25 protein-coding genes are annotated in these 20,876 nt (G+C 63.7%); 18 read left to right on the forward strand and 7 right to left on the reverse strand.

What is annotated here, in order from left to right; translation table 11 throughout:
- Positions 1-29 precede the first annotated feature (29 nt).
- Positions 30-1,229, reverse strand: a complete 1,200-nt coding sequence (locus W823_RS33170; protein WP_023954460.1) for a hypothetical protein — start codon at positions 1,227-1,229, stop codon at positions 30-32.
- A 147-nt stretch (positions 1,230-1,376) separates the two neighbouring features.
- Between W823_RS33170 and W823_RS33175 the strand changes: the two genes are divergently transcribed.
- Positions 1,377-2,399, forward strand: a complete 1,023-nt coding sequence (locus tag W823_RS33175) for an oxidoreductase (protein ID WP_023954461.1) — start codon at positions 1,377-1,379, stop codon at positions 2,397-2,399.
- A gap of 4 nt (positions 2,400-2,403) precedes the next feature.
- On the opposite strand, the gene W823_RS33180 is transcribed toward W823_RS33175, so the two are convergent.
- Positions 2,404-2,781: a DUF427 domain-containing protein gene (locus W823_RS33180; RefSeq protein ID WP_023954462.1), complete on the reverse strand. Its 378-nt coding sequence runs from the start codon at positions 2,779-2,781 to the stop codon at positions 2,404-2,406.
- 211 nt (positions 2,782-2,992) lie between these two features.
- Positions 2,993-3,640 carry a helix-turn-helix domain-containing protein gene (locus W823_RS33185; protein ID WP_369792565.1) on the reverse strand — a complete coding sequence of 216 codons (648 nt, stop codon included), beginning with the start codon at positions 3,638-3,640 and terminating at the stop codon, positions 2,993-2,995.
- A gap of 111 nt (positions 3,641-3,751) precedes the next feature.
- On the opposite strand from W823_RS33185, the gene W823_RS33190 reads away from it, so the two are divergent.
- Positions 3,752-4,513: an SDR family NAD(P)-dependent oxidoreductase gene (locus W823_RS33190; RefSeq protein ID WP_023954463.1), complete on the forward strand. Its 762-nt coding sequence runs from the start codon at positions 3,752-3,754 to the stop codon at positions 4,511-4,513.
- Here the strand turns inward: W823_RS33190 and W823_RS33195 are convergent.
- Positions 4,506-4,883, reverse strand: coding sequence for a nuclear transport factor 2 family protein (locus W823_RS33195; protein WP_031331186.1), 378 nt, complete (start codon positions 4,881-4,883; stop codon positions 4,506-4,508). The genes W823_RS33190 and W823_RS33195 overlap by 8 nt on opposite strands.
- Before the next feature lie 191 nt (positions 4,884-5,074).
- Here W823_RS33195 and W823_RS33200 point away from each other — a divergent pair, with 191 nt between their 5' ends.
- The 12 genes from W823_RS33200 (at position 5,075) to W823_RS33250 (ending at position 16,525) form a co-directional block, all read left to right on the forward strand.
- Positions 5,075-5,767: a GntR family transcriptional regulator gene (locus W823_RS33200; protein WP_235189345.1), complete on the forward strand. Its 693-nt coding sequence runs from the start codon at positions 5,075-5,077 to the stop codon at positions 5,765-5,767.
- A 56-nt stretch (positions 5,768-5,823) separates the two neighbouring features.
- Entirely contained in the window at positions 5,824-7,254 is a 1,431-nt protein-coding gene (locus tag W823_RS33205) for an allophanate hydrolase (protein ID WP_023954466.1), read from the forward strand.
- Positions 7,251-7,949 (forward strand): cysteine hydrolase family protein, encoded by a 699-nt coding sequence (locus W823_RS33210; protein WP_023954467.1) that lies wholly within the window; start codon positions 7,251-7,253, stop codon positions 7,947-7,949. Before W823_RS33205 ends, W823_RS33210 begins: the two co-directional genes overlap by 4 nt.
- 15 nt (positions 7,950-7,964) lie before the next feature.
- The gene (locus tag W823_RS33215) at positions 7,965-9,560 is read left to right on the forward strand and encodes a xanthine/uracil/vitamin C permease (protein ID WP_023954468.1); all 1,596 of its coding nucleotides are present in this window, start codon (positions 7,965-7,967) and stop codon (positions 9,558-9,560) included.
- Positions 9,561-9,698: 138 nt separating this feature from the next.
- Complete coding sequence (locus tag W823_RS58300; protein WP_200866336.1) at positions 9,699-9,848, forward strand: hypothetical protein; 150 nt, start codon at positions 9,699-9,701, stop codon at positions 9,846-9,848.
- Between the two features lie 112 nt (positions 9,849-9,960).
- The gene (locus W823_RS33225) at positions 9,961-10,860 is read left to right on the forward strand and encodes a universal stress protein (protein WP_023954470.1); all 900 of its coding nucleotides are present in this window, start codon (positions 9,961-9,963) and stop codon (positions 10,858-10,860) included.
- A 599-nt stretch (positions 10,861-11,459) separates the two neighbouring features.
- The gene (locus tag W823_RS0127580; protein WP_031331188.1) at positions 11,460-12,005 is read left to right on the forward strand and encodes an alternate-type signal peptide domain-containing protein; all 546 of its coding nucleotides are present in this window, start codon (positions 11,460-11,462) and stop codon (positions 12,003-12,005) included.
- Between the two features lie 13 nt (positions 12,006-12,018).
- Positions 12,019-12,543, forward strand: a complete 525-nt coding sequence (locus W823_RS33230) for a hypothetical protein (RefSeq protein ID WP_023954471.1) — start codon at positions 12,019-12,021, stop codon at positions 12,541-12,543.
- A complete protein-coding gene (locus W823_RS33235; RefSeq protein ID WP_023954472.1) occupies positions 12,540-13,139 on the forward strand; it encodes a signal peptidase I in 600 nt (199 codons plus the stop codon). Before W823_RS33230 ends, W823_RS33235 begins: the two co-directional genes overlap by 4 nt.
- Positions 13,123-13,761 carry a SipW-dependent-type signal peptide-containing protein gene (locus W823_RS33240; protein ID WP_023954473.1) on the forward strand — a complete coding sequence of 213 codons (639 nt, stop codon included), beginning with the start codon at positions 13,123-13,125 and terminating at the stop codon, positions 13,759-13,761. The genes W823_RS33235 and W823_RS33240 overlap by 17 nt, the downstream gene beginning before the upstream one ends.
- Positions 13,758-15,677, forward strand: coding sequence for a signal peptidase I (locus W823_RS56995; RefSeq protein ID WP_023954474.1), 1,920 nt, complete (start codon positions 13,758-13,760; stop codon positions 15,675-15,677). The genes W823_RS33240 and W823_RS56995 overlap by 4 nt, the downstream gene beginning before the upstream one ends.
- A gap of 98 nt (positions 15,678-15,775) precedes the next feature.
- Positions 15,776-16,525, forward strand: coding sequence for a maleylpyruvate isomerase family mycothiol-dependent enzyme (locus W823_RS33250; protein WP_031331190.1), 750 nt, complete (start codon positions 15,776-15,778; stop codon positions 16,523-16,525).
- 25 nt (positions 16,526-16,550) lie between these two features.
- On the opposite strand, the gene W823_RS33255 is transcribed toward W823_RS33250, so the two are convergent.
- The 3 genes from W823_RS33255 to W823_RS33265 form a co-directional block, all read right to left on the reverse strand.
- A complete protein-coding gene (locus tag W823_RS33255; protein ID WP_023954476.1) occupies positions 16,551-17,525 on the reverse strand; it encodes an antibiotic biosynthesis monooxygenase in 975 nt (324 codons plus the stop codon).
- A 230-nt stretch (positions 17,526-17,755) separates the two neighbouring features.
- Positions 17,756-17,968, reverse strand: coding sequence for a hypothetical protein (locus tag W823_RS33260; RefSeq protein WP_023954477.1), 213 nt, complete (start codon positions 17,966-17,968; stop codon positions 17,756-17,758).
- A 69-nt stretch (positions 17,969-18,037) separates the two neighbouring features.
- Positions 18,038-18,271, reverse strand: a complete 234-nt coding sequence (locus W823_RS33265) for a DUF3263 domain-containing protein (protein WP_023954478.1) — start codon at positions 18,269-18,271, stop codon at positions 18,038-18,040.
- Here W823_RS33265 and W823_RS33270 point away from each other — a divergent pair.
- The 4 genes from W823_RS33270 (at position 18,270) to W823_RS33280 (ending at position 20,876) form a co-directional block, all read left to right on the forward strand.
- Positions 18,270-19,343 carry an arsenic resistance protein gene (locus tag W823_RS33270; protein ID WP_023954479.1) on the forward strand — a complete coding sequence of 358 codons (1,074 nt, stop codon included), beginning with the start codon at positions 18,270-18,272 and terminating at the stop codon, positions 19,341-19,343. The two genes, W823_RS33265 and W823_RS33270, sit on opposite strands and share 2 nt — an antisense overlap.
- A 79-nt stretch (positions 19,344-19,422) precedes the next feature.
- The gene (locus W823_RS33275; RefSeq protein WP_023954480.1) at positions 19,423-19,857 is read left to right on the forward strand and encodes a VOC family protein; all 435 of its coding nucleotides are present in this window, start codon (positions 19,423-19,425) and stop codon (positions 19,855-19,857) included.
- 87 nt (positions 19,858-19,944) lie between these two features.
- The gene (locus W823_RS58305; RefSeq protein ID WP_023954481.1) at positions 19,945-20,094 is read left to right on the forward strand and encodes a hypothetical protein; all 150 of its coding nucleotides are present in this window, start codon (positions 19,945-19,947) and stop codon (positions 20,092-20,094) included.
- 5 nt (positions 20,095-20,099) lie between these two features.
- Entirely contained in the window at positions 20,100-20,876 is a 777-nt protein-coding gene (locus W823_RS33280; RefSeq protein WP_023954482.1) for a glycoside hydrolase family 16 protein, read from the forward strand.

The raw sequence follows: 20,876 nt of genomic DNA on the forward strand, positions 1-20,876 counted from the left end.
GGGTCGCGGCGACGTCGTTGTTGCTGCGTTCAGGCGACGAGGTCTTTGTTCAGCGCCGGCCGATAGAGACCGATCAGGAATCGCACACCTTGCGGTGTGAGGATGTTCTTCACACCGATTGCCACGAACTTCGCCATCGTCGTGAAGTCCTTGAACTTCGACCTGTGGAGAACCCGTTGTAGCGCCGCTTCGAGCTCCGGGTCGTCGATGTCGCCGGCCCGCAGTTCGGCGAGATTCTCTGCCACAAAGAGTTTCGCATCGCGATTGAAGTGCAACCGGTCGATCGCCTCGATGGAGATCTTGTCGGGCAACGTGGCGCACCGCTCGAGACCACCGGCGATGTAGAGATTGATCATGGTGCGCAGGCACTTCTCACATTCGCCGCAGTTGTAGGCGTTGTCCTGGTTCCACCAGCACACTCGCAGATTGTTCATCGCGGCGTCTTCCTCGATGAACTTCTCCATCTTCGCCGCCCGACTTGCCTCGACCCCGTCGTGGATGAACTCGACCGCGTCGCTGGACCAATGCCCATCCAAGTCGGGATGGGTACCCCATGGGTGCAACTGGTCGGCAGTGTAACTCGAAGGGACATAGATCTTTTCGACCACGGTCGACAACGCGATCCCGACGTGCGCCAGCAGCGCACCGTGGCCCTGCAGACCCCAGTTGAGCCGGTTCCGGTCAAGCCGGCCGCGCAGATCGGTCTTCACCTCGATGAGCTCTTTACCCAGTTCGGCCGCCGATTTCCGCAAGGCGTCGAGGGTTCGTTCGGCGAGATCGTTGTTGGACAGATCGATGTCGAAACCGTGGATGAAGATGAGATGCGTGATCTCGTCGAGGTGTTTGAGCGCGGTGTAGTACGAATCCACGCCACCAGAGAAGAATGCGCCCACCCCGCGCCGGCCGGAGGTCCTGGTGGTCTCGACCGCCATCGGGGCCGTGATCGTCACCTCGTCCAAGATGTCGGGAAACCACGAACCGAGGGTGTCCTGGGCTTTGACGCTGCCCTGCACCGCTGTCTCGCTGACGTCGCCGTACACCACCACGTCACGTTTGTTCCGCATCCCGATCAGGGTTGCGGGCGCCAGCCACGGCGTCGCATCACCCGCCAGGGGAACGTTTGCCGTGGTCGCAACCCTGACAGTGCGTTCACCGTTGACCAGCAACGCGCTGATGCGGCGGTCGTCGTGCGAGTCCGGCGATGGAACAAGAGTGACGGGGCTGGGCATTTCTGACCTTTCTTCCGCTGATGATCCGCCATCGATGGTGCCAGCCCTGCGATGCCGACGACAGGGGTGTGCCGCCTGCGGCATGAGTTCATACGTTCGGGCTCCCCCGTCGTCCCATCGTGCCGTGGGTGGCGTTAACGTCGCTTCATGGATCAGTTCTCAGCCCTGGTGGCGCGACAGACCGACGACGGTATCGAGACCGCGATCGAGACCGTGGACGAATCGTTCTTGCCCGAGGGTGGCACTCCGACCGCGACCACCGGCGACGTCACCATCCGGGTGTTGTACTCCAGTGTCAACTACAAGGACGCACTCGCCCTGACGCCGAAAGGTGGTGTGGTGCGCGACTATCCGATCGTTCCGGGCATCGACCTCACCGGCGAGGTCGTGGAATCGAAGTCACCCGACTTCGCGGTCGGCGATCTGGTTCTCGCCCACGGTTACGAGATCGGCACCGGCCGCCACGGCGGCTACGCCGAGTACGCACGCGTTCCGGCCGACTGGGTGGTTGCCCTCGGGGAACTCTCGCCACGCGACGGTGCCGCGATCGGGACCGCCGGGTTCACCGCGGCGATGAGCGTGCAAGCACTGCTCGATCGCGGGATCTCCCCCGCCGACGGCCCGGTACTGGTGACCGGCGCGACCGGCGGCGTCGGTTCGGTCAGCGTCGACATCTTGGCGGGTCAGGGCTTCGAGGTGGTCGCGTCCACGGGCAAGGCGGACGCGGGCGATCGGCTGCGACAACTCGGTGCCGCCGACGTCATCGGCCGACTGCCACTGGACCCGGATGCCAAACCCCGCCCGCTCGGCAAGGCCCAGTGGGCGGGCGCCGTCGACTGTGTCGGCGGCAAGACGCTCGCCGAGGTGCTGAGCGGCATCAAGTACGGGGGCGCCGTGGCGGCCAGCGGCCTGACCGGCGGACCTGCGTTGGCCACCACCGTGCTGCCGTTCATCCTGCGCGGTGTCGCCCTGCTCGGCATGGACTCGGTGCAGATGCCGATCGAGCCTCGACGAACCATCTGGGCTGCACTTGCCGGACCGCTTGCCCCCAGGCACCTCGAGCAGTTCGTGTCCGAGGTCGACGTCAAAGACGTCGTCGGCGTGATCGACCAGGTTCGAGCGGGAGAGTTCTCAGGCCGGGCCGTGGTGCGGGTGGCCGGCGGGTTCTGAGGACTCAGCTCGCAGGGTCAACAGAGATGTCGACCCGGTCGGGATAGAAGGCGAGGTGCCCGGCGATCGGCGCGACCGCGTCGTAGGGCTCCTCGTACGTCCAGGCTGCATCTTTGATGACGCCTTCGTCGGTGACGACATCGAAGTAGGAGGCACTGCCCTTGAACGGGCAGTAGCTCTCGGTGTCGCTGCGTTGCAGCACTTTTGGATCGACCGCAGCCAGCGGCACGTACGCCACCGGCGGGTAGGACGCCTCACGCAGGGTGAGCGTCTTGTCGGTGTCGGCGACGAGCGTGCCGCCTGCGGTCACGGTCACCGAGTCGGTGCTCGGTTCCACCGTGATCGGATGGTCTGGGCCAGGGATCAATTGCGTTCTCGACATGGTTCGCCTCTTTCTCTCCCTCGGTGCCAACGCTCACCGCAGCCGTGCATTCCCCGCGTCACCGATCAGCGAAGTCGCAGGAACTCCGCCGTCTTGTCGTCGGCCGGATAGAAGCTCTCGACGCTGAGTTCGTCGACCGTCACGTCGAGAGGCGTACCGAACGTGGTGACCGTGCTGAAGAACGACAGCTCACCCTGGTCGCTGCGCAGCCTCAGGTAGATCGCAACATCGCCGGAGAGGGTGGCATCTGCGTCGGCATCCTCGTCGCGTCGGGCACGGGATACCGCTGGAGGCGGGCCAGCAGTGCTTTCAATTCCGGGTCGCCGGTCACCCTGATCTGCCGGTCGAGTCGTTCGAACAAGTGCGTGCGCCACTGCCGATGGTTGATGATCCTGGACCCGAGCCCCCGCGGGTCGAGGCTGAACTCGAGCACGTTGAACGGAGGCTCCAGCAAGTCGTCGGGAGCACCGTCGGTGAAGGCGGCAACCGCTGCGTTGGCGTCCACGAGATTCCAGTGCCGGTCCACCGCCAAGGCCGGGTACGGTTCGGTCGCGGCCAGCACCTGACGTAAAGCGCTCCGCACCATGGTCATTCGGGAACCGTCGAGCGGCGTCTCACCGTAGGACGGGGCATATCCGGCGGCGAGCAACATCTGGTTGCGCTCACGCAGCGGCACATCGAGATGCTCGGCCAGTCTGAGCACCATGGCGCGGCTCGGCACCGATCGGCCCGTCTCCAGGAAACTCAGATGCCGCGCCGAGACGTCGGCCGCTGACGCGAGCTCCAGTTGCGGCACCTTGCGGGTGGTACGCCACTGCCGCAGCAGGTCACCGAAAAGGTAACGCTGTTCTTCGGTCATGTACTGATCTCCCGGGTTGATCTGTCAGCATTATGGACTGCGGGTTTTGCACCGAGCGCATGTTCGACTGCTGCCCGTGGGTGGGTGTTCGACGATCGAAGAGGAGTTCTCATGACTGTGCTCGACCGCTTTCGGCTCGATGACCGGGTGGTGATCGTCACCGGCGCCTCGTCCGGCTTGGGGGTTGCCTTCGCCAAGGGGTTCGCTGAGGCGGGAGCCCGCGTGGTGCTCGCCGCCCGCCGCGCCGACAAGCTCGAGAAGACTGCAGCGTTGGTCGAGTCCGTGGGAGGCACCTCTCTGTCGGTTGTCACCGACATCACGCAGGTCGAGCAGGCCACCGCGATGGTCGAGGCTGCCATGACCGAGTTCGGCCAGGTGGATGTCTTGATCAACAACGCCGGAGTGGGAACGGCCGTGCCTGCCACCCGGGAGACTCCCGAGCAATTCCGGTCGGTCATCGACATCAATCTCAACGGTTCCTACTGGGCTGCACAGGCCTGCGGCCGGGTGATGAAGCCGGGAAGCTCGATCGTCAACATCTCGAGCGTCCTGGGCATCACCACCGCAGGCCTTCCGCAGGCCGCCTACTCCGCGAGCAAGGCCGCTATCTCGGGGCTCACCCGGGACCTCGCCCAGCAGTGGGGATCGCGAAAAGGTATCCGGGTGAACGCGATTGCCCCTGGATTCTTCGAGTCAGAGATGACTGCCCAGTACCCCGACGGCTATCTGCAGCAGATGGCTGCCCGCCAGGTTCTGCCCCGCAGTGGCGATCCCGAAGAACTCGCGGCCACCGCGGTCTGGCTCGCCTCACCGGCCGGCGGGTACGTCACCGGACAGACCATCGTGGTCGACGGCGGCCTCACCATCACATAGCGGTCTGACCCGGCATCTTGTCGATGAACCCGTAGACGCTGGTGATCTTCTCGTCGTCATTCACCGCGGCGACGTCGAAGCCGACCACCACGGCCTCGCCCCCGTTCGCCGGCACCAGTTCCCACGTGAAGCGGGCGATGTTGTGGTGCGCCTCGAACACGTCACCCCGAACGAACCGCATCCCCGCGAATTGTTGCTGAGCCCCGGCGAGCACCTGATCGATCGCTTCTGTGCCCGTCACCGAAGCGAGCGGATCGGTGTAGACACCCTCGGAGTCCCAGACCTTCTCGACGATCGCTCGCCGTGCGCCTGGATCGGTTTCGTTCCAGGCGCTCAAGTAGTCGTCGACCAGGGCGGTCATGTCGGTCATCGCATCTCCTTCGTCTTGCGTTGATGTTGTGATGACCATCCTGCTGCGCCGCGGTGTGTTGGAGCGATGACCTCCGAGGTAACACTTTGATCGACCGCCTGCCGCATCGCCGCTCCGGCCGACAATGCTCGCGTTCGTCGGCGCGCTCTAGGATTGTCGACAGAATGGTGAGGACGCCGACGATGGAGGGGGTGGGTTCACCCGTGGCAGCACCGAAACGAGCTGTGGGAGGCGACGGCTTACCGGTGAGTCTGGTCGACGTGGCCGCGAGGCGGATTCGTGACGCAATACTCAGCGGCGCACTGCAGCCGGGCGACAAGATCGTCGAAGAACAGTTGTGTGCGGACTTGGGTATCAGCCGGGCGCCACTGCGCGAGGCGCTGCGACTACTCGGGCAGCAGGGACTGGTCGAGCATCTCCCCCGGCGCGGATCAAGGGTCACCGAATGGTCGCCACAGGACATCTTGCAGCTGTTCGAGCTACGGCACCTACTCGAGCGGCACGCGATTGAGAAGGCTCTGCCGCTCGCCGACGTGACCACCGCTCTGAGTCCGGTGCGGGCCGCGCTCGACGATATGCGAGAGGCCGGTAGGCGCGACGACGACCTCGAGAAGGACGATGCCCATCGTCGTTTTCACGCGGCAGTGGTCGGGTTGGCGGGCAACCGGCAGCTCGACATCGCCATGGAACCCGTGCTGCTGAAGTTGCAGCTCCCGATGGCCATAAACCTGCGCGCGGAGGCGCGGGTCCACGACCCCAGTGACGGCATCCGTCGGCACGAGCGAATTCTCGAAGCACTCGAAACCAACGATGCACGAGTTGCCGTGGAGGCGGCCAAGAATCACGGACAACTCGCGTATCTGGGACTTGAGAGCAACAACTAACACGATCGACACACAACCGTTCCGTCGCCGCCACGATTCTGTCGACAATCGACATTATGACTTTCCGGAAACCGGTTCACGGCCCGACGCTCGGACCCTCGATCGCCGAGATACTCCAATCACACGCCACCGGCACCGGTACCCCGGCGACCACCGCCGCTCGTGTCGCAGACGCCATCGCCGCCCGTGGAGACGACGGCACCTGGATCTCCACGGTGCCGCGTGAACAACTGATCGCCGCCGCCGAAGCCATCGAGAGACGACCCGGGGCGCGCACCCTTCCGCTGTACGGGGTGCCGTTCGGGGTCAAGGACAGCATTGATGTCGCCGGCGTCCCGACCACCCTGTCGTGCCCCGACTTCGCCTACGTGCCAGAGGTCACCGCGGCGGTGGTCCAACGCCTGCTCGATGCGGGCGCTCTGTATGTCGGTAAGACCAACCTCGACCAGTTCGCCACCGGACTCAACGGCACTCGAACGCCACTCACCGTGCCGCGCAGCGTATATGGCAACGAGATGATCTCCGGGGGCTCCAGCTCGGGTTCAGCCCTCGCCGTTGCCCTCGGCCAGGTTCCTTTCGCCGTCGCAACAGATACTGCGGGATCGGGCCGGGTTCCCGCCGCACTCAATGGGGTCGTCGGGTTCAAGCCTTCGCGGGGCGTCATCAGCGCGGTGGGCCTGGTGCCGGCATGTAAGTCGTTGGACTGCATCACGATCATGGCCGGATCGCTCAACGATGTCGACCGCGCATTCGACGTGATGGCAGCCGAGGACGAGAACGACTCGTGGTCGCGCGCACGAGGCAACAGCCACAGCGGTGCGCCGATTCGTGTCGGCCTGCCGCCACCGCAGGAACTCGACTTCTTCGGCGACTCCGACATGGAAACCGCCCATCTTGCCTTCCGCGAACGGCTTTCGCGTGGATCGACAGTGGTGGACGCCCCGCTGTCGCCGTTCCTCGAGGCCGGTGCCCTGCTGTATTCCGGGCCATGGGTGGCCGAGCGACTGGTTGAATTCGCCGACTTCCTTGCTGCACAACCGGAATCGATCCATCCCGTTGTGCGCGACATCCTGCGGAGCGGTGAGCGATACACCGCGGTCGACGCGTTCGCCGCACAACAGAAGCTGCAGGAGTTGCGCGCACAGGTCGGGCGCCTGTGGCGCCAGATGGACGTGCTGGTGGTCCCCACCATCGGAACCACCTTCACAGTTGCGCAGGTGCTCGAGCAACCCATCGACTGCAACACGATGCTGGGGCACTACACGCATTTCGGCAATCTACTCGACCTCACCGGCGTAGCGATTCCCGTGGGTCACACCGCTGATGGGCGCCCGCTGAGTGTGACAGTACTCGGCCCCGCATTGTCCGACGACATTGTGCTCGACCTCGCAGCTCGACTCCTCGACGAGCCACGCGACGCCGCGCGGGCCGGGCAGATTCCCCAAACAGTCACCACCCCAATCGCATCCCACGAGGAGAACCCATGACCGTGGTCACCGTCGACACCGCGGTGCCGGCTCCATTTCCCCTCGAGCTGGGCAGGACAGCCCTGCTCGTCATCGACATGCAACGCGACTTCGTCTTACCGGGCGGCTTCGGCGAGAGTCTCGGAAACGACGTGAGCCTGCTCCTCGATGTGGTTCCGCCACTTGCGGCGTTGATCGATGCGGCCCGATCCGCCGGCATCATGATCATCCACACCCGCGAGGGTCACAAACCCGACCTGTCCGACTGCCCCCCGAGCAAACTCCGCCGTGGGGCGGCATCGAAGAGGATTGGCGACCCCGGCCGATACGGCCGGATTCTGATCCAGGGTGAGTACGGCCACGACATCGTCGATGAGCTGGCACCGATTGCAGGCGAAGTCGTGATCGACAAACCCGGCAAAGGCGCGTTCTACGCCACCGACCTGCAGCAGATCCTCACCGACGCGGGCATCACCCAACTGCTGGTAACCGGGGTCACCACCGAGGTGTGTGTTCACACCACAACCAGAGAGGCGAACGACCGCGGATACGAGTGTCTTGTCGTATCCGATTGTGTCGGTTCGTATTTTCCCGATTTTCAGCGCGTCGGTCTGGAAATGATCAGTGCGCAAGGTGGAATTTTCGGCTGGGTTGCCGATTCCACGGCGGCCATCGCCGCCCTGTCTCTCATCCCCGATCCTTCGCAACACAGCTGACAGAAAGCACGACAAATGAGTACAGAAGTCAACCAATCGGCGGCTACTCCCCCATCCCCCACCGACGACAAGGTCACCGTCGCCTGGTGGACCCGCGGCGACACCAATGCCTTCTTCGGGCTGGGATTCAACATCCTGGTCAACGTCCTGACCCTGACAGGGCTGATGATCGGTGTCGTCAGCGTGCCTGCCGGCGATGTTCTCGGCACAGTCCTTCCCGCTCTTGGTGTGGCCCTGATCCTGGGGAATCTCTACTACACGTTCCTGGCGCGCCGACTGGCGGCCAAAGAGAACCGCACCGATGTCACCGCCCTGCCCTACGGGCCGAGCGTGCCACACATGTTCATCGTCGTGTTCGTCGTGATGCTGCCCGTCTACCTCAACACCAACGACGCGATGGCGGCATGGCAGGCGGGACTGGCGTGGGCCTTCATGATCGGTGTGATCGTGATGATCGGCGCATTCGTCGGACCGTACATCCGCAAGATCACTCCACGGGCGGCCATGCTCGGCACACTCGCAGGCATCTCGATCACGTTCATCTCCATGCGCCCGGCAGCCCAGATGTGGGAGGCGGCATGGATCGGTCTCCCCGTCCTGGCGATCATCCTGATCGGCTTTTTCACGAATGTTCGTCTGCCCGGCAACATTCCGGTCGGCCTGGCCGCTCTCCTCGTGGGTACCGCCATCGGATGGGCCGGCGGATTCATGGATGCTCCGGCGGTGTCCGACGCCGTGAGCGACATCGCCGTCGGCGTTCCCGACCAACGATTCGACATGCTCTTCGACGGCTTGAAAGACCTCGCGCCACTGCTCGGCACCGCCATCCCGCTAGGCGTGTACAACTTCACGGAGGCGATGAGCAACGTCGAAAGCGCAGCAGCCGCCGGAGACAGCTACAACCTGCGCAGTGTGCTTCTCGCCGACGGCGCCGGCGCGGTCATCGGATCGGCCTTCGGTTCGCCCTTCCCCCCCGCGGTCTACATCGGTCATCCCGGTTGGAAGGACGCCGGCGGTCGCACGAGTTACTCACTCGCCAGTGGCGTGGCAATCGGATTGCTCTGCTTCCTCGGCCTTTTCGGGGTGCTCGACTCACTGTTGCCCGTCCCGGCGATCGTCCCCATCCTCCTGTACATCGGATTGCTCATCGGCGCCCAGGCCTTCCAGGCGGTTCCCCGGATCCACGCCGTGGCGGTGGTCATCGCGATCATCCCCAACCTTGCTCAGTGGGCAACGGGCCTGATCGACAACGCCCTCAGCGCCGCAGGCACCACGGCAGGTGAGGTCGGTTACGACTCACTCGACGGCGCCGGCGTGGTCTACGAGGGACTCAAAGCGCTCGGAGAGGGCGCCGTTCTGGTGGGCCTGGTGCTCGGCACCATGGTCACGTTCATCATCGAGAAGAAGTTCCTGTACGCGGCCCTCGCCTCCGTGGCCGGTGCTGCGCTGACGTTCATCGGCCTGATCCACGCTCCTGAGGTCGAGTGGGCCGCGGCTCCCGAGATAGCTCTTGGCTACCTCTTCTTCGCAATCGTCTGCCTCGGTTATCACTTCCTTCCGAACGCGAGGGACGAAGTCGAGATCGATGACGTCGAGGCCGCCCGCGAGTAGCGCAGAATGCAACGGTTACCGAGAGCCTCACGTACGCCGTGGGGCTCTCGGTCTCTCACCATGGACGATCGAAAGGCGCGAACGACGCCCCGTACGGTGGTGACAGCAGGACCAGGTATCAACGAGCAGGAGGACCGCATGACTTTCCCGCACGAGAACGAAGAGCCTGTCGGCGAAAGCGACGAGACAGCCGAGCAGAAGAAGACGTACGAAGCAGGCGAAGAGGGCACGGGCGAGGAACGTGACCACGCGCTCGGTGGCAGTGAGGGTACGTCTGACGGTCAGTGAGGTCGATGCGTTGATGCAGCCTGCAACCACGGCATAGGGTTCGAGACGAGCCGGGCACTTCCAGCGATGGCGCTGGCCTTGATCATCCGGTTCACCGGACCGAGGATGTGAGATGAACACCGACGCCAGCAACGCACCGGCAATCGTGGTGGGGATCGATGGTTCCGAGGCCGCACTCGGCGCCGCCCGATGGGCGGCGGACTTTGCCGCAGCAAGCCATTCAGCCCTGTCCCTGTTCCACGCCATACCTCGTATCGACTGGTACTTCGCCAACGCGATGGTGTTCACGCCCGAGGCGTTGGCCGCCGAACTCGCCGAGGAGGGCCGCAAGAAGATCGACGAGGCGGAATCCGCCATCCGGGCGGTGCATCCCGACCTGACCATCGAGCGGCACATCGTGAACGAGGCCGTTGGCACCGCATTCGGAAAGATCTCCGCCACTGCGCAGTTGGTCGTCATCGGATCTCATTGGACAAGCGCCGCAAGTGATCTCATCCTGGGCGGCCACGTGATCCGTATCGTCAACAACTCACGTTGCCCGGTCCTGGTGTGGCGCAGGACCGCCTGCTCCGACACCGGCGAGACGCTGCCCGTTGTCGTCGGAGTGGACGAGTCAGAGAACTCGACGCGTGCACTCGAGGCGGCGTTCGGAGTCGCCGACACCCTCCGCGCGCCGGTGACCGTCGCACACATGTGGGAAACCGGCGCTGCGATCGGGCTCGGATACGGCGAGGGCCCGGTCGACTGGAACTTGCTGCATCTGCTGCAGTCCAACCAAGAGCAGAAACTGGACGAACTGGTGGCACCGCTGCGTGCACGATTCCCGGGCGCTCACGTCAACAAGGTGTACACCGACACCGGGCCTGCCAAGGGGCTGAAGGAACTTTCACAATCGGCACAGCTCGTGGTGGTCGGAAGCCGCGGACACGGGAAGGTCGCCGGGGCTGTCCTCGGTTCGGTCAGCCAGAGTCTGATCCATCACGCGGATTGTTCGGTGCTCGTGGTGCGCTGACGGGACCTCGCTGCTCAACTGGGCGTGGGTGCCAGGTACGGCGACGCCGACCTCTTGGGTCGGTGTATTGGACATATGCGGACCACGAGTCGATCGCATTGTCTGTGGGGGCATTTCACCCATCGGTTCGCGCTACTGGTCTGCAAAACAACCCTTCGGGCCACCTCTGCCACCGACGTCTTCCCGCCTGCTCTGCGCAATGTGGCTGACCCTGGATCAGAAGTTGCTGCACATTTGCTGCCGCAACGCGTGACCAGGAATTCTGCCGGGCCGCCAATCTGGACTTTCTTGCCACAAGAAAATCGGCAACACCGAGAGAATATTTGCGATATTTTGCCAGAGGGCCCACACATCGAAGCTTTGACCTGCATGTTTGCAGAGTAAAAAGATATCCGTAACGGAAAAGTCGCAAATGCGACATACTAGATGAGCGCTGGGTGATGTACCTGTTTCGAGGTACTTGTTTCGGGCCGGTCGGCGCTGAGGACGAAATGTATTTGTCCGACCTCTCGAGTTTCATTTTGGGTTTTCGGGGTTGAGCCGTGTCCATCGTTCCATCTCAGCGGGTCCAGTTCGGGCCCACTACAGGAAGATTGACCATGAATAAGCAAACCAAAGCAGCAGTTGCCGCCGGCGCAGGAGCCATCCTTCTACTCGGCGGTGCCGGCAGCCTTGCTTACTGGAATGACGAGGGCACCTCGCCTGGCGGGGAGATCAACTCCGGTCAGCTGTCACTCGACGACTGCACCGGCGGCGGCGGATGGACCGATGTCAAAAACAACACCGCCATCGCCGACATCAACGCCTTCCGCATCGTGCCGGGCGACGTTGTCTCGTACAACTGCAGCACCGCCGTCAACGCGACCGGTGACAACCTCACTGCAACACTGTCCGTTGACCTCGGCGCAGTCACCGGAGATGCAGCATTGAAGGCGGCGCTGAACCCGTCGGTGGCGGCAACGGCCAACGGCGTCGCGCTCCCCAGCGGCCCGACCGGAGTACAGATCAACCCCACCGACGGTAAGCAGCCCGTGGTGATCACGGTGACAATGGCGTTCGACGCGGCCACATCCACCACGGCCGCGCAGAATGCAACGATCAATCTCGGCGCTACCGCGCTCACCCTGGTACAGAACACCAACTGAGCTCCCTAACTCCGTGAAGAAGTTCTGGTTGGGGGCTGCGGCCGCCGTGACGATCACCGTTCTGGTTTTGCTGTCAACACAGCAAACCGGCGCCACCTGGCGCGATCAGGATCAGATCGGTGACGCAGCCCTCACATCAGGCGAGTTGAAAATTCTCGCCGGCGGCTCGAACACGTATCCGTGGACGGCCTTCGGCGGGACCAACCTCAGCCCGGGTTCGGTGGTGCAACGCCCGCTGACCATCACGGTGGTGGGCAATACCAAGGTCAGTTACCGGCTGTTGTCGATTTCGCCGACTACGTCCGGGATTCCACTGACTTTCTCCGCCTCGGTCGTCAACAGCACCGCCGGTTGCCCGGCGAGTGGCAATCCAACAGGAATTGTGGCCGGACCATGGACTGCGTTCCCGTCCGCGGCCCGAACCGTCCCCATCAACACCTCTGAGGTCTGGTGCTTACAGGCGACCGTGGGCAATACGGCACCACAGAACAGCACAAGCTCTGTCACCCTCAATTTCCGAGCGGATCAACAGCTATGACAGTTCCAGGCTCCGCAAACGAGCACACCGGGCCCCTGTGGTGGATACGCTCCGCACTGAGCTGGGCGTTGCTGCTGTCGATGTCGGCAGTGCTTGTGGTCACCATTGTGATCCCGGTCGCGGCCGGTGCCGACCGGTTCACGGTGCTGACGGGGTCCATGCAGCCGACGTACCCACCGGGGACGCTGATCATTGTCAAGCCTGTGGAAGGCAAAGACCTCCGGCTCGGTGACGCGATCACATACCAACTGCGGCCGGGTGAGCCTACGGTGGTCACCCACCGAATCATCGCCAGCTCGCAAAACGCCAGGGGCGAACGGACCTACACCACGCAGGGTGACGCCAACGACACCCCCGATACCAAACCCGTTGTGGCCGAACAGGTCAATGGCAAGGTCTGGTACAGCATCCCCTACCTCGGGTATGTCAACAACTGGCTCACCGGACAACAGCGCGCCTGGACCATCGGCGCACTGGTGATCGGGCTGTTCTCCTACGCCCTTCTGCTGACTGTCGGCAGCGTTCGCGACGCACGACGCTCACGTCGGCAGGAGCCCGAATCAGAAGAGACGTCACATCATGTCGCACAGCTTTGACTCGGCCCGTTTCCGGGAGGCGCTCACCGGGCCACTCGGTGTCCGGCTGCGAGCAATCCTGGCCATCGGCATGGTCCTGGGACTCGGCGCCGTCGGAACGATGGCATTGTGGAGCAATTCTGCGGCGGCAACGTCTGGAGACTTCAAGACCGGCATCCTCGATCTCCGCGTCAACGGGGTCAAGTCGTATCCGTTCACCGGCGCAACCGGTCTCACCATGACCAACATGCTCCCGGGCGAGAGCAGAGCGGCAACATTGCAGGTTCAGAACAGCCTTTCGACACTTCCGGTCAGCTACACGATGACAGCAAGTACCCCGGCGGGTAGCCCGGCGCTCGCCAACAATCTCCGGATGACGGTGTTCACGAGTGCCGCACCCACAAACGGAACCGCCAATGGCCTGGCCACCGGCAGCTGCACCGGCACTCAGATCGGCACCGCCGTTCTGCGCGCTGCCAATTCGGTGTCGGTCATCACCACCGCGCAAACGCTGAGCGCTACCGCGGGCACCAATACCCAATCGCTGTGCTTTGTTGTCGCACTCGTGCCGGCCGCCCCCCTGAGCGTCCAGAGTCAGACACTCTCGTCCATCACCGCCACGTTCACTGCGACGTCAACATGACCCACACACACCCACATCCCACGGAGCATCGCAGACGCGCCAGGATCTTTCGCGAGATCGCGTTGACGGCGGGTGCCGCCCTCGGCCTGCTGTGCATCATCGCGGCAGCGGCAGCCATGTTCCTCGGCATCACACCGCTGATCGTTCGGTCCGGCTCGATGGAGCCGACGATCCCCACAGGTGCGCTGGCCATCGCAAAAGACGTGTCCGCCACCGACATCAAACCCGGCGACGTGATCAGCGTCGACGACGCTCAGGGAGTCCGAATCACTCACCGCGTGGTGTCGGTCGACTCCACGGCGGGCGACGCTGTTGCACTCACCCTGCAAGGCGACGCGAACAATGTGCCCGATGCCCTCCCCTACGTGGTCGACTCCGCTCACCGTGTTCTCTTTCACGTCGACGGCCTGGGCTACGTGGCCGCATGGCTGGACACACCCGCCGCGAAAGTCATCGGCGGCCTGTTTGTGGTCGGCCTCCTCTGGTTGGTGGTCTTCCCCACCGGCCGTAATCAAAAAGACAGCGCCGACAAACCACCTCGCGCCGACAAACCCAAGCATGCGGCCCGATCAGCACCGCCGCTCATCGTCCTCGGACTCGCGGCGACCATGCTGGTCACTCTTGCCAATTCGCAGGGAACTGCTGCGGTTTACACCAGTCAAGCCTCGGCGACCACCGGCTCGTTTGCATCTCGATCCGACTTCGTCCCGCAGATCAACTGGCCCGTTTTCGGTGCCGAGTACGTCACGTGTTCCACCGGCGGGGCGTCCAACGCGCGCATGGTCACCCTGACCTGGAGACACATGGGACCGCCCTACCAGTACCGAATGATCCTCCGCGATCTCACCGGCAATGTGTGGCGAACCATCGACATCGACCCTGGCACCGCAGCTGCCACGCTGTCGCTCCAGTCAGTGACGTTTGGGGCCACCGGATTTCCGATTCGCTCCACCCAGTGGGACTACGAGGCCGAGATCCACACCATTCTCCCCGGGGGCGCTGTCTCGTCGGCCTGGCGTGGCTACCGGGTGTACCAGGATTCGATCTCTTACAACCACGAAAACCTCTCTTGCCGTGGACCTCAAGTCGCCGGCTACAGCGGATACATTCCGCCACCGGCGTCCATTACCTGCGTGACGAACGCCGGTACCAAAACCGCCACCGTGTCTTGGCCCCACCTGGCCGGGTACACCTACCGGGTGGCCGTTCGGGACCCAGCGACTCGAAACGTCGCGTTCTCCGCCAATGTATCGGCACCGTTCGGCACCGCCGCGGGCCAGCCAGTGAGTAGAACGATCTCGTATCCCGACGTCCAAAACGGTGGCCTCACCGGCACGGCTGCCAACGTTGAAGTCCATACCCGCGTGGACGACGCGCAACAGTCCACAGAGTTCGTATCCCATCAAATCACCGCAAGCTCGGCCAACGGGGTTGCGTGCGTTGAGCCCGCGGCCAGCGCCCTGCGAATCGCGCCCATGACCACCACCACCAGCACCACCGCCCCGGCACCCACGACAACCACCACACCCCAAACAGCGGCACCCACAACAACGACCACCGCGACCACAACCACCACCGCACCCGCAACCACGACGGCCACAACTTCCGCACCCACGACAACCACCGCGACGACGACGGCAGCCGCAACGGAGCAACCACTGTCCGCAATCACCACCTCGTCGTCCGGCAGTTACTCAGCACAGTTGATGCAAACCGCCACCGGCCCAGCCGTGGTCATCAGAAACGCAAACAACGTGGAGGAATTCCGCACCCCCGCAGCGGTCGAGGACACCCTGCAATGGGTCACCGGTTCCGACGAACTACGGGTCACCGGCGTATCGGGGACGACCTCCATCAGCCGCGAAACCGGAACATGGCTCTCCTCGCCCTATCTGGAGCCCACCGGCTCCGGATAACCAGCAGCGCAGCCGTTCAGCAGAACGCCACACAACAATTCGGCTCGTTCGCCCGTCGATTCTGTCTCGTCGACGTCTTGGGGCGCTACTGTTCGATCGTGAACTTCAGCGACGCACTTTTGGAACAAAACCGTCTCCTCGGCGAAGCGATCCGGCATGCCGACTTCGCGCTGCCCGTGCCCACCTGTCCCGAATGGAATATCCAGCAACTCTTCCGGCATGTCGGACGTGGAGATCGCTGGGCGGCGCAGATCGTGGGCGAGCAACGTGACAGTCCGGCCGATCCGCGCCAGGTGCCGAACGGCAAACCGCCGGAAGACATCGACGGTGCCATCGAGTGGTTCAACGACGGTGTCCAGAAGCTCCTCGCCGCAGTCGCGGAGACCGGTGCCGACACCCCGGTGTGGACGTTCACCGGACCCCAGCCGGCCGCCTGGTGGATTCGACGACGTTTACACGAGACCACCGTGCACCGCGCGGATGCTCAACTGGCGCTGGACGTTCCGTTCGATCTCGTCGCTGATCTCGCTGCCGACGGAATTTCCGAATGGCTGGGTCTCATGTCGGCGCGGCCGGCAGGCGCGACAGCTCCCCTGGACAACGGGGCAACCCTGCATCTACATGCATCCGAGACAGATCTCGGTCCTGACGGCGAATGGTTCATCCGCGGCGAGGAAGGAACAGTGGCATGGGACCACAGCCACGCAAAAGCAGATGCTGCCGTACGAGGGCCGGCATCGGGCCTGCTGCTGGCGATCAGCCGACGCAAATCGGCGGAGGAAGCGGGCCTGGAGATCCTGGGTGATCGTCAGGTGTGGGACACCTGGCTCGAACGTACTCAGTTCTGACCGGCAGTTCTGAGTCAGCCGATCATCAAGGCAGTGTCCAGAACACCACGGTGACAAGGTAGAACACCACGGTCCACAGAGCCATCACCCCAAGGATCACTGCGAACCCCCGCAAGTTCGTCTGCCTCTTGGGAGTGTTCGGTGACGGGTACAGCCAGTGACCAAGGATCTTGTTGACGTAGTACGGCATCGTGAAGAAGGTCATCACAAAGCTCGACAGCAGGTTGCCGATCAGCAACCCGAGCCAGAGCGGCATGCCCAGAGGTGAAAGGGCAAGCGAGAGCAGCACAACGGTGGGATAGAGACCCACCCAGACGGCGGTGGACATCTTAGTGTCCGACGGTATCGGCGCACGGTGACCGTCTTGGTCGAACGCGAACCAGCTACCGAATGAGTTGTCGATGGTGCGCAACTCGAACTCGTTGAACTTCTTGCCCTCGTCCAGCAGTACCTGCCGCTCACGTGAGGTGAGCCATGCATCCAGGTCGGCGGCACTCTCGAAGCGGTACAACGCCGTCCACTCGTTCTGCAAGCCCTCGATGGGCCGGAACAGTTCAGTCCCGCGAAACCCCTTGAACCCGGTCTCGGCCTCGCGCATGCGGCCCTGCCATTCGAGGAAGTCGTCGATGTGTTCCGGTGAGACCCGGTGTGTCACCACCACGGTGACAAGCGGATCCACCGGGGCCGCGCCACCGGTGATGACCTGTTGCGTCGCGGGGCCGTCGAAGTACTCTCGGCCCCTGTCGAGATGTTCTTGCCGTGTGGCGCTGTTGATCCAGGCCTGCACGTGAGCCACCGAGTCGAAGCGATACACCACCACCCAGTCGGGCTGGACGTCTGTCGGTTGAGCCGTCTCGGCGGCGATGAACCCCGGATAGCGGGCCGCCGCAGCATTCATGTCGTCTTGCCAGATGGCAAATGCACGCTCAGTTCCTGGGCGGACCTTTTGGCCGATGATCACCGTTGCGGCATTGTTTGTGGTTGTTGCTTCGGCGGTCATCGCCGGCTCCTACTCGTCGTCACGCGGTGGAATCACGGGCAGGCCGGCTTGGGCCACACCTCGACGTGACTCGAAGCGCGTCGTTTCGACTTCCTGGCGGAATCGTACGTGAGACGGCTGCGTTTCACCGGCCGTGTGCAGAAGTCGCTCATCGGCACGACCTCGGCGCAACCGAGGGAGGTAGCAACCGCGTGTCACGAAAACCCGGTCGCGCGAGCACCATTGACGCCTCAGACGCTGAAGGCGGCCGGAAATCGTCGACGAAGTGCATCAATCTGTCGACGGACCTCGTACAACTCGAACCGTTTGCGCGAGTGCATCTCCGCTGACACCTTGTTGTTGGTCAGCTCTTCTTCGATCTGCGTTGCCCACAACTCGAGCTGGGCGGCGAAATACGTTGCCTGCGCCTCGTTCGAGTCCTGCTCCCACTGCCCGGAGGTCATGGCGCAAAATTGTAGCCGCTCTATAGTTCCTGTCCGACGCAGATGGGAGCCCCGTTCACACCGGCGCAGTCATGCGAGGCGGCGGGTGCACACCTGACGGATCGCGGCGACGACGGACTGGTCGTGACTACCAGCCTGATCGGTGTCGAGCACATCGGTGAGGCGCTCGAAGTAGTCCCTCTCCCCGATGCCGAACTCCACCAGGATGTCGTCGGCCGACCCTCCGCCGTACGGGTACCAGCGCCGGGCGAAGTCGAGCATTCGCTCCACCTCGTCCGGCGGGATGTTGCTCAGAGTGGTCATGGTCCAATTATCGATCCTGCGACTGAACTTCGCATCCGACAAAGGGCCGGATCAGCCGTCTGAGAAGATCGTGCGGACCAGAAAGCGAGGGGCAGTGCGTCATCGACTGTCGACGTTGATCGAGGTCCTCGACCGCCGGCAAGTGATCATCTACGTGGCGGCCATCGGTGCCGGCATCGTTCTCGGCCTTGTCGCACCGGGCGCCGGCGGGTCGCTGGACTGGGCCATCAACCCCGCTCTCGGCGCGCTCCTGTACGTGACGTTTCTGCAGATCCCCACCCGTGACCTCGCCCGGTCGCTTCAAGACCGCCGGTTCCTGGTCGCTGTCGCGGTGCTTAACTTCGCCATCGTCCCGTTGGTGGTCGCGGCGATGTTCGTGTTCTTGCCGGACGACCAGGCAGTCCGGTTCGGTGTGCTGCTCGTGCTGCTCAGCCCCTGTATCGATTACGTGATCGTCTTCTCCGGGCTCGCTGGGGGCAGCGCCCATCGGTTGCTGGCCGCGACGCCGCTTCTGCTCCTGGCGCAGATGCTGTTGTTACCGGTCTACCTCGCCGTGTTCCTCGGTTCGGACCTCGCCCAGATCATCGCGGTGCGACCTCTCGTCGAGGCTTTTGTGATCCTCATCGTGGTGCCACTGCTGCTCGCGTGGGCCACCCAGACGCTGGCGGTGCGTTTCCCGATCGCGCGTCGGGTGAGTTCATGTGCAACAGCCGCGATGGTGCCGCTGATGGTAATCGTGCTGTTCGTGGTTGTCGCGTCGCAGATACCGAAGGTGTCCGGCAGTCTCGGTGACGTTGTCGCGGTTGTGCCGTTCTACGTTCTCTTCCTGCTCGTGATGGCTTTTGTGGGTCGCTGGGTGGCCTCGAGGTTCGCGTTCGACAACCCCGGTCGCCGCGCGCTGGTCTTCAGCGGCGCCACCCGCAACTCACTCGTGGTGCTCCCGCTGGCCCTTGCCCTACCGGCGGGCTACGAACTGGCAGCGGCCGTGGTGGTCACGCAGACCCTGGTCGAGGTGGTCGGCATGGTCGTCTACGTCCGGGTGATCCCGCACTTGATCCCTTCCCGCACTTGATCCCTTCCCGCTGACATCGTCTGCGCAATTGTCCGAAACGTTCACGAGTCCGTGGCCGCCCTGACCTAGCGTGAGAAGGGTGCAACTCGACCAGCAGATCCACTTCCTGACCTTCGCCACCGCCGACCTCGACGCCGCACGGCAGTTCTATGTGAACGCTCTCGCATGGAAGCCGCTGATGGACGTGGAGAACGAGATCATCTTCTTCCAGATCGCGCCCGGCGTCGTGCTCGGGTTCTTCGACGCCGGCAAGTTCGCCGAGGACGTCGGCGTGGCCGCTGCCCCATCGATTTCCGGTGCGACAGTTGCCCACAACGTCGACAGTCAGGACGGTGTCCGGGCGGTCGCCGACGCCATGGTCACGGCCGGCGCGACGCTGCTCAAACCACCGCAGCCGGGCGCTTTCGGTGGCATCTTCCACGCACAGGTCCGTGATCCCAACGGCCTCATCTGGGAGATCGCGCACAACCCCGGCTGGCACGTCGAGGCCGACGGAACGGTGGTCCTCGCCTGACTCGGTCCTGGAGAATGTTCTTCGCTCGGCCACATCAGCTGGCGACGTACGGTGGGGTCAGCACGCGACCATCACCAGCGAGGATCGATGACCTTTCCATTCGAAGACGAGGAACCCATCGGCGAGACCGATGAACTCCTGAGACAAGCCGCCGTCTACGAGGCGGGCGAGCACGGACACGAGATCAACCGCGGTCACGCCCTGGGTGGGACCGAGGGTTCCACGGACGGGCAGTAATTCACGTGGTCACCGACATCGGCGGCCGCCGTCTGACCTTCGCCGAGGAGTTCGACAACCCCGGTCTCGACCCGGCCGTGTGGTCGCCGCACTACTTGCCCGCATGGAGTTCGCGAGCGCTCACCGCGGCTACCTACTCGATCTCCGACTCGTGTCTGCATCTGTCCATCCCACCGGAGCAGCCGTTGTGGCTGGCGGGCGAGCACTCCCCGCTACGGGTCTCCGGCATCCAGTCGGGCAACGGATCCGGAGCTGTCGGCAGCACCCTGGGACAGCAACCGCCTTTCGACGGGGCCGTGGTGCGAGAGCATCAACCGGAGTTTCGCGGCTGGACGCCGGCGGGCGGCTACCTGGAAATCCGGATGCGTGCCACCGTCTCGCCCAGATCCATGTTCGCCTGGTGGATGGTGGGCCTCGAAGACGCTCCCGAGCGCAGCGCCGAGATCTGTGTGGCCGAGATCTTCGGCGAGACCGTCACCTCGTCGCCCTCTGCCGCGGTGGGTACCGGTCTGCATCCGTTTCGCGATCCGTCGGTGGTCGACGACTTCACGACGACGGTGCTGCCCATCGACGTGGGCGACTTCCATGACTACGCGGTCGAGTGGACCACCGATGCAGTCGAGTTCTACGTCGACGGCACGTTTGTCCGGCGATGCCTCAATCCCCCGACCTATCCCATGCAGATGATGCTGGCCGTCTTCGACTTCCCGGAGCGGTCCAACGGCGCCGACGATGATCTGGTGCCAGAAATGGTGATTGATCATCTTCGCGGCTACGCCTGA

The organism is Williamsia sp. D3, assembly GCF_000506245.1.
GTDB classification, from domain to species: domain Bacteria; phylum Actinomycetota; class Actinomycetes; order Mycobacteriales; family Mycobacteriaceae; genus Williamsia; species Williamsia muralis.

What these genes read in the sequence shown, in the direction of transcription:
- W823_RS33170 (WP_023954460.1), bottom strand. Translation starts at nt 1,229, where the DNA reads ATGCCCAGCCCCGTCACTCTTGTTCCATCGCCGGACTCGCACGACGAC.
- W823_RS33175 (WP_023954461.1), top strand. Translation starts at nt 1,377, where the DNA reads ATGGATCAGTTCTCAGCCCTGGTGGCGCGACAGACCGACGACGGTATC.
- W823_RS33180 (WP_023954462.1), bottom strand. Translation starts at nt 2,781, where the DNA reads ATGTCGAGAACGCAATTGATCCCTGGCCCAGACCATCCGATCACGGTG.
- W823_RS33185 (WP_369792565.1), bottom strand. Translation starts at nt 3,640, where the DNA reads ATGACCGAAGAACAGCGTTACCTTTTCGGTGACCTGCTGCGGCAGTGG.
- W823_RS33190 (WP_023954463.1), top strand. Translation starts at nt 3,752, where the DNA reads ATGACTGTGCTCGACCGCTTTCGGCTCGATGACCGGGTGGTGATCGTC.
- W823_RS33195 (WP_031331186.1), bottom strand. Translation starts at nt 4,883, where the DNA reads ATGACCGACATGACCGCCCTGGTCGACGACTACTTGAGCGCCTGGAAC.
- W823_RS33205 (WP_023954466.1), top strand. Translation starts at nt 5,824, where the DNA reads ATGACTTTCCGGAAACCGGTTCACGGCCCGACGCTCGGACCCTCGATC.
- W823_RS33210 (WP_023954467.1), top strand. Translation starts at nt 7,251, where the DNA reads ATGACCGTGGTCACCGTCGACACCGCGGTGCCGGCTCCATTTCCCCTC.
- W823_RS33215 (WP_023954468.1), top strand. Translation starts at nt 7,965, where the DNA reads ATGAGTACAGAAGTCAACCAATCGGCGGCTACTCCCCCATCCCCCACC.
- W823_RS58300 (WP_200866336.1), top strand. Translation starts at nt 9,699, where the DNA reads ATGACTTTCCCGCACGAGAACGAAGAGCCTGTCGGCGAAAGCGACGAG.
- W823_RS33225 (WP_023954470.1), top strand. Translation starts at nt 9,961, where the DNA reads ATGAACACCGACGCCAGCAACGCACCGGCAATCGTGGTGGGGATCGAT.
- W823_RS0127580 (WP_031331188.1), top strand. Translation starts at nt 11,460, where the DNA reads ATGAATAAGCAAACCAAAGCAGCAGTTGCCGCCGGCGCAGGAGCCATC.
- W823_RS33235 (WP_023954472.1), top strand. Translation starts at nt 12,540, where the DNA reads ATGACAGTTCCAGGCTCCGCAAACGAGCACACCGGGCCCCTGTGGTGG.
- W823_RS33240 (WP_023954473.1), top strand. Translation starts at nt 13,123, where the DNA reads ATGTCGCACAGCTTTGACTCGGCCCGTTTCCGGGAGGCGCTCACCGGG.
- W823_RS56995 (WP_023954474.1), top strand. Translation starts at nt 13,758, where the DNA reads ATGACCCACACACACCCACATCCCACGGAGCATCGCAGACGCGCCAGG.
- W823_RS33255 (WP_023954476.1), bottom strand. Translation starts at nt 17,525, where the DNA reads ATGACCGCCGAAGCAACAACCACAAACAATGCCGCAACGGTGATCATC.
- W823_RS33260 (WP_023954477.1), bottom strand. Translation starts at nt 17,968, where the DNA reads ATGACCTCCGGGCAGTGGGAGCAGGACTCGAACGAGGCGCAGGCAACG.
- W823_RS33270 (WP_023954479.1), top strand. Translation starts at nt 18,270, where the DNA reads ATGGTCCAATTATCGATCCTGCGACTGAACTTCGCATCCGACAAAGGG.
- W823_RS33265 (WP_023954478.1), bottom strand. Translation starts at nt 18,271, where the DNA reads ATGACCACTCTGAGCAACATCCCGCCGGACGAGGTGGAGCGAATGCTC.
- W823_RS58305 (WP_023954481.1), top strand. Translation starts at nt 19,945, where the DNA reads ATGACCTTTCCATTCGAAGACGAGGAACCCATCGGCGAGACCGATGAA.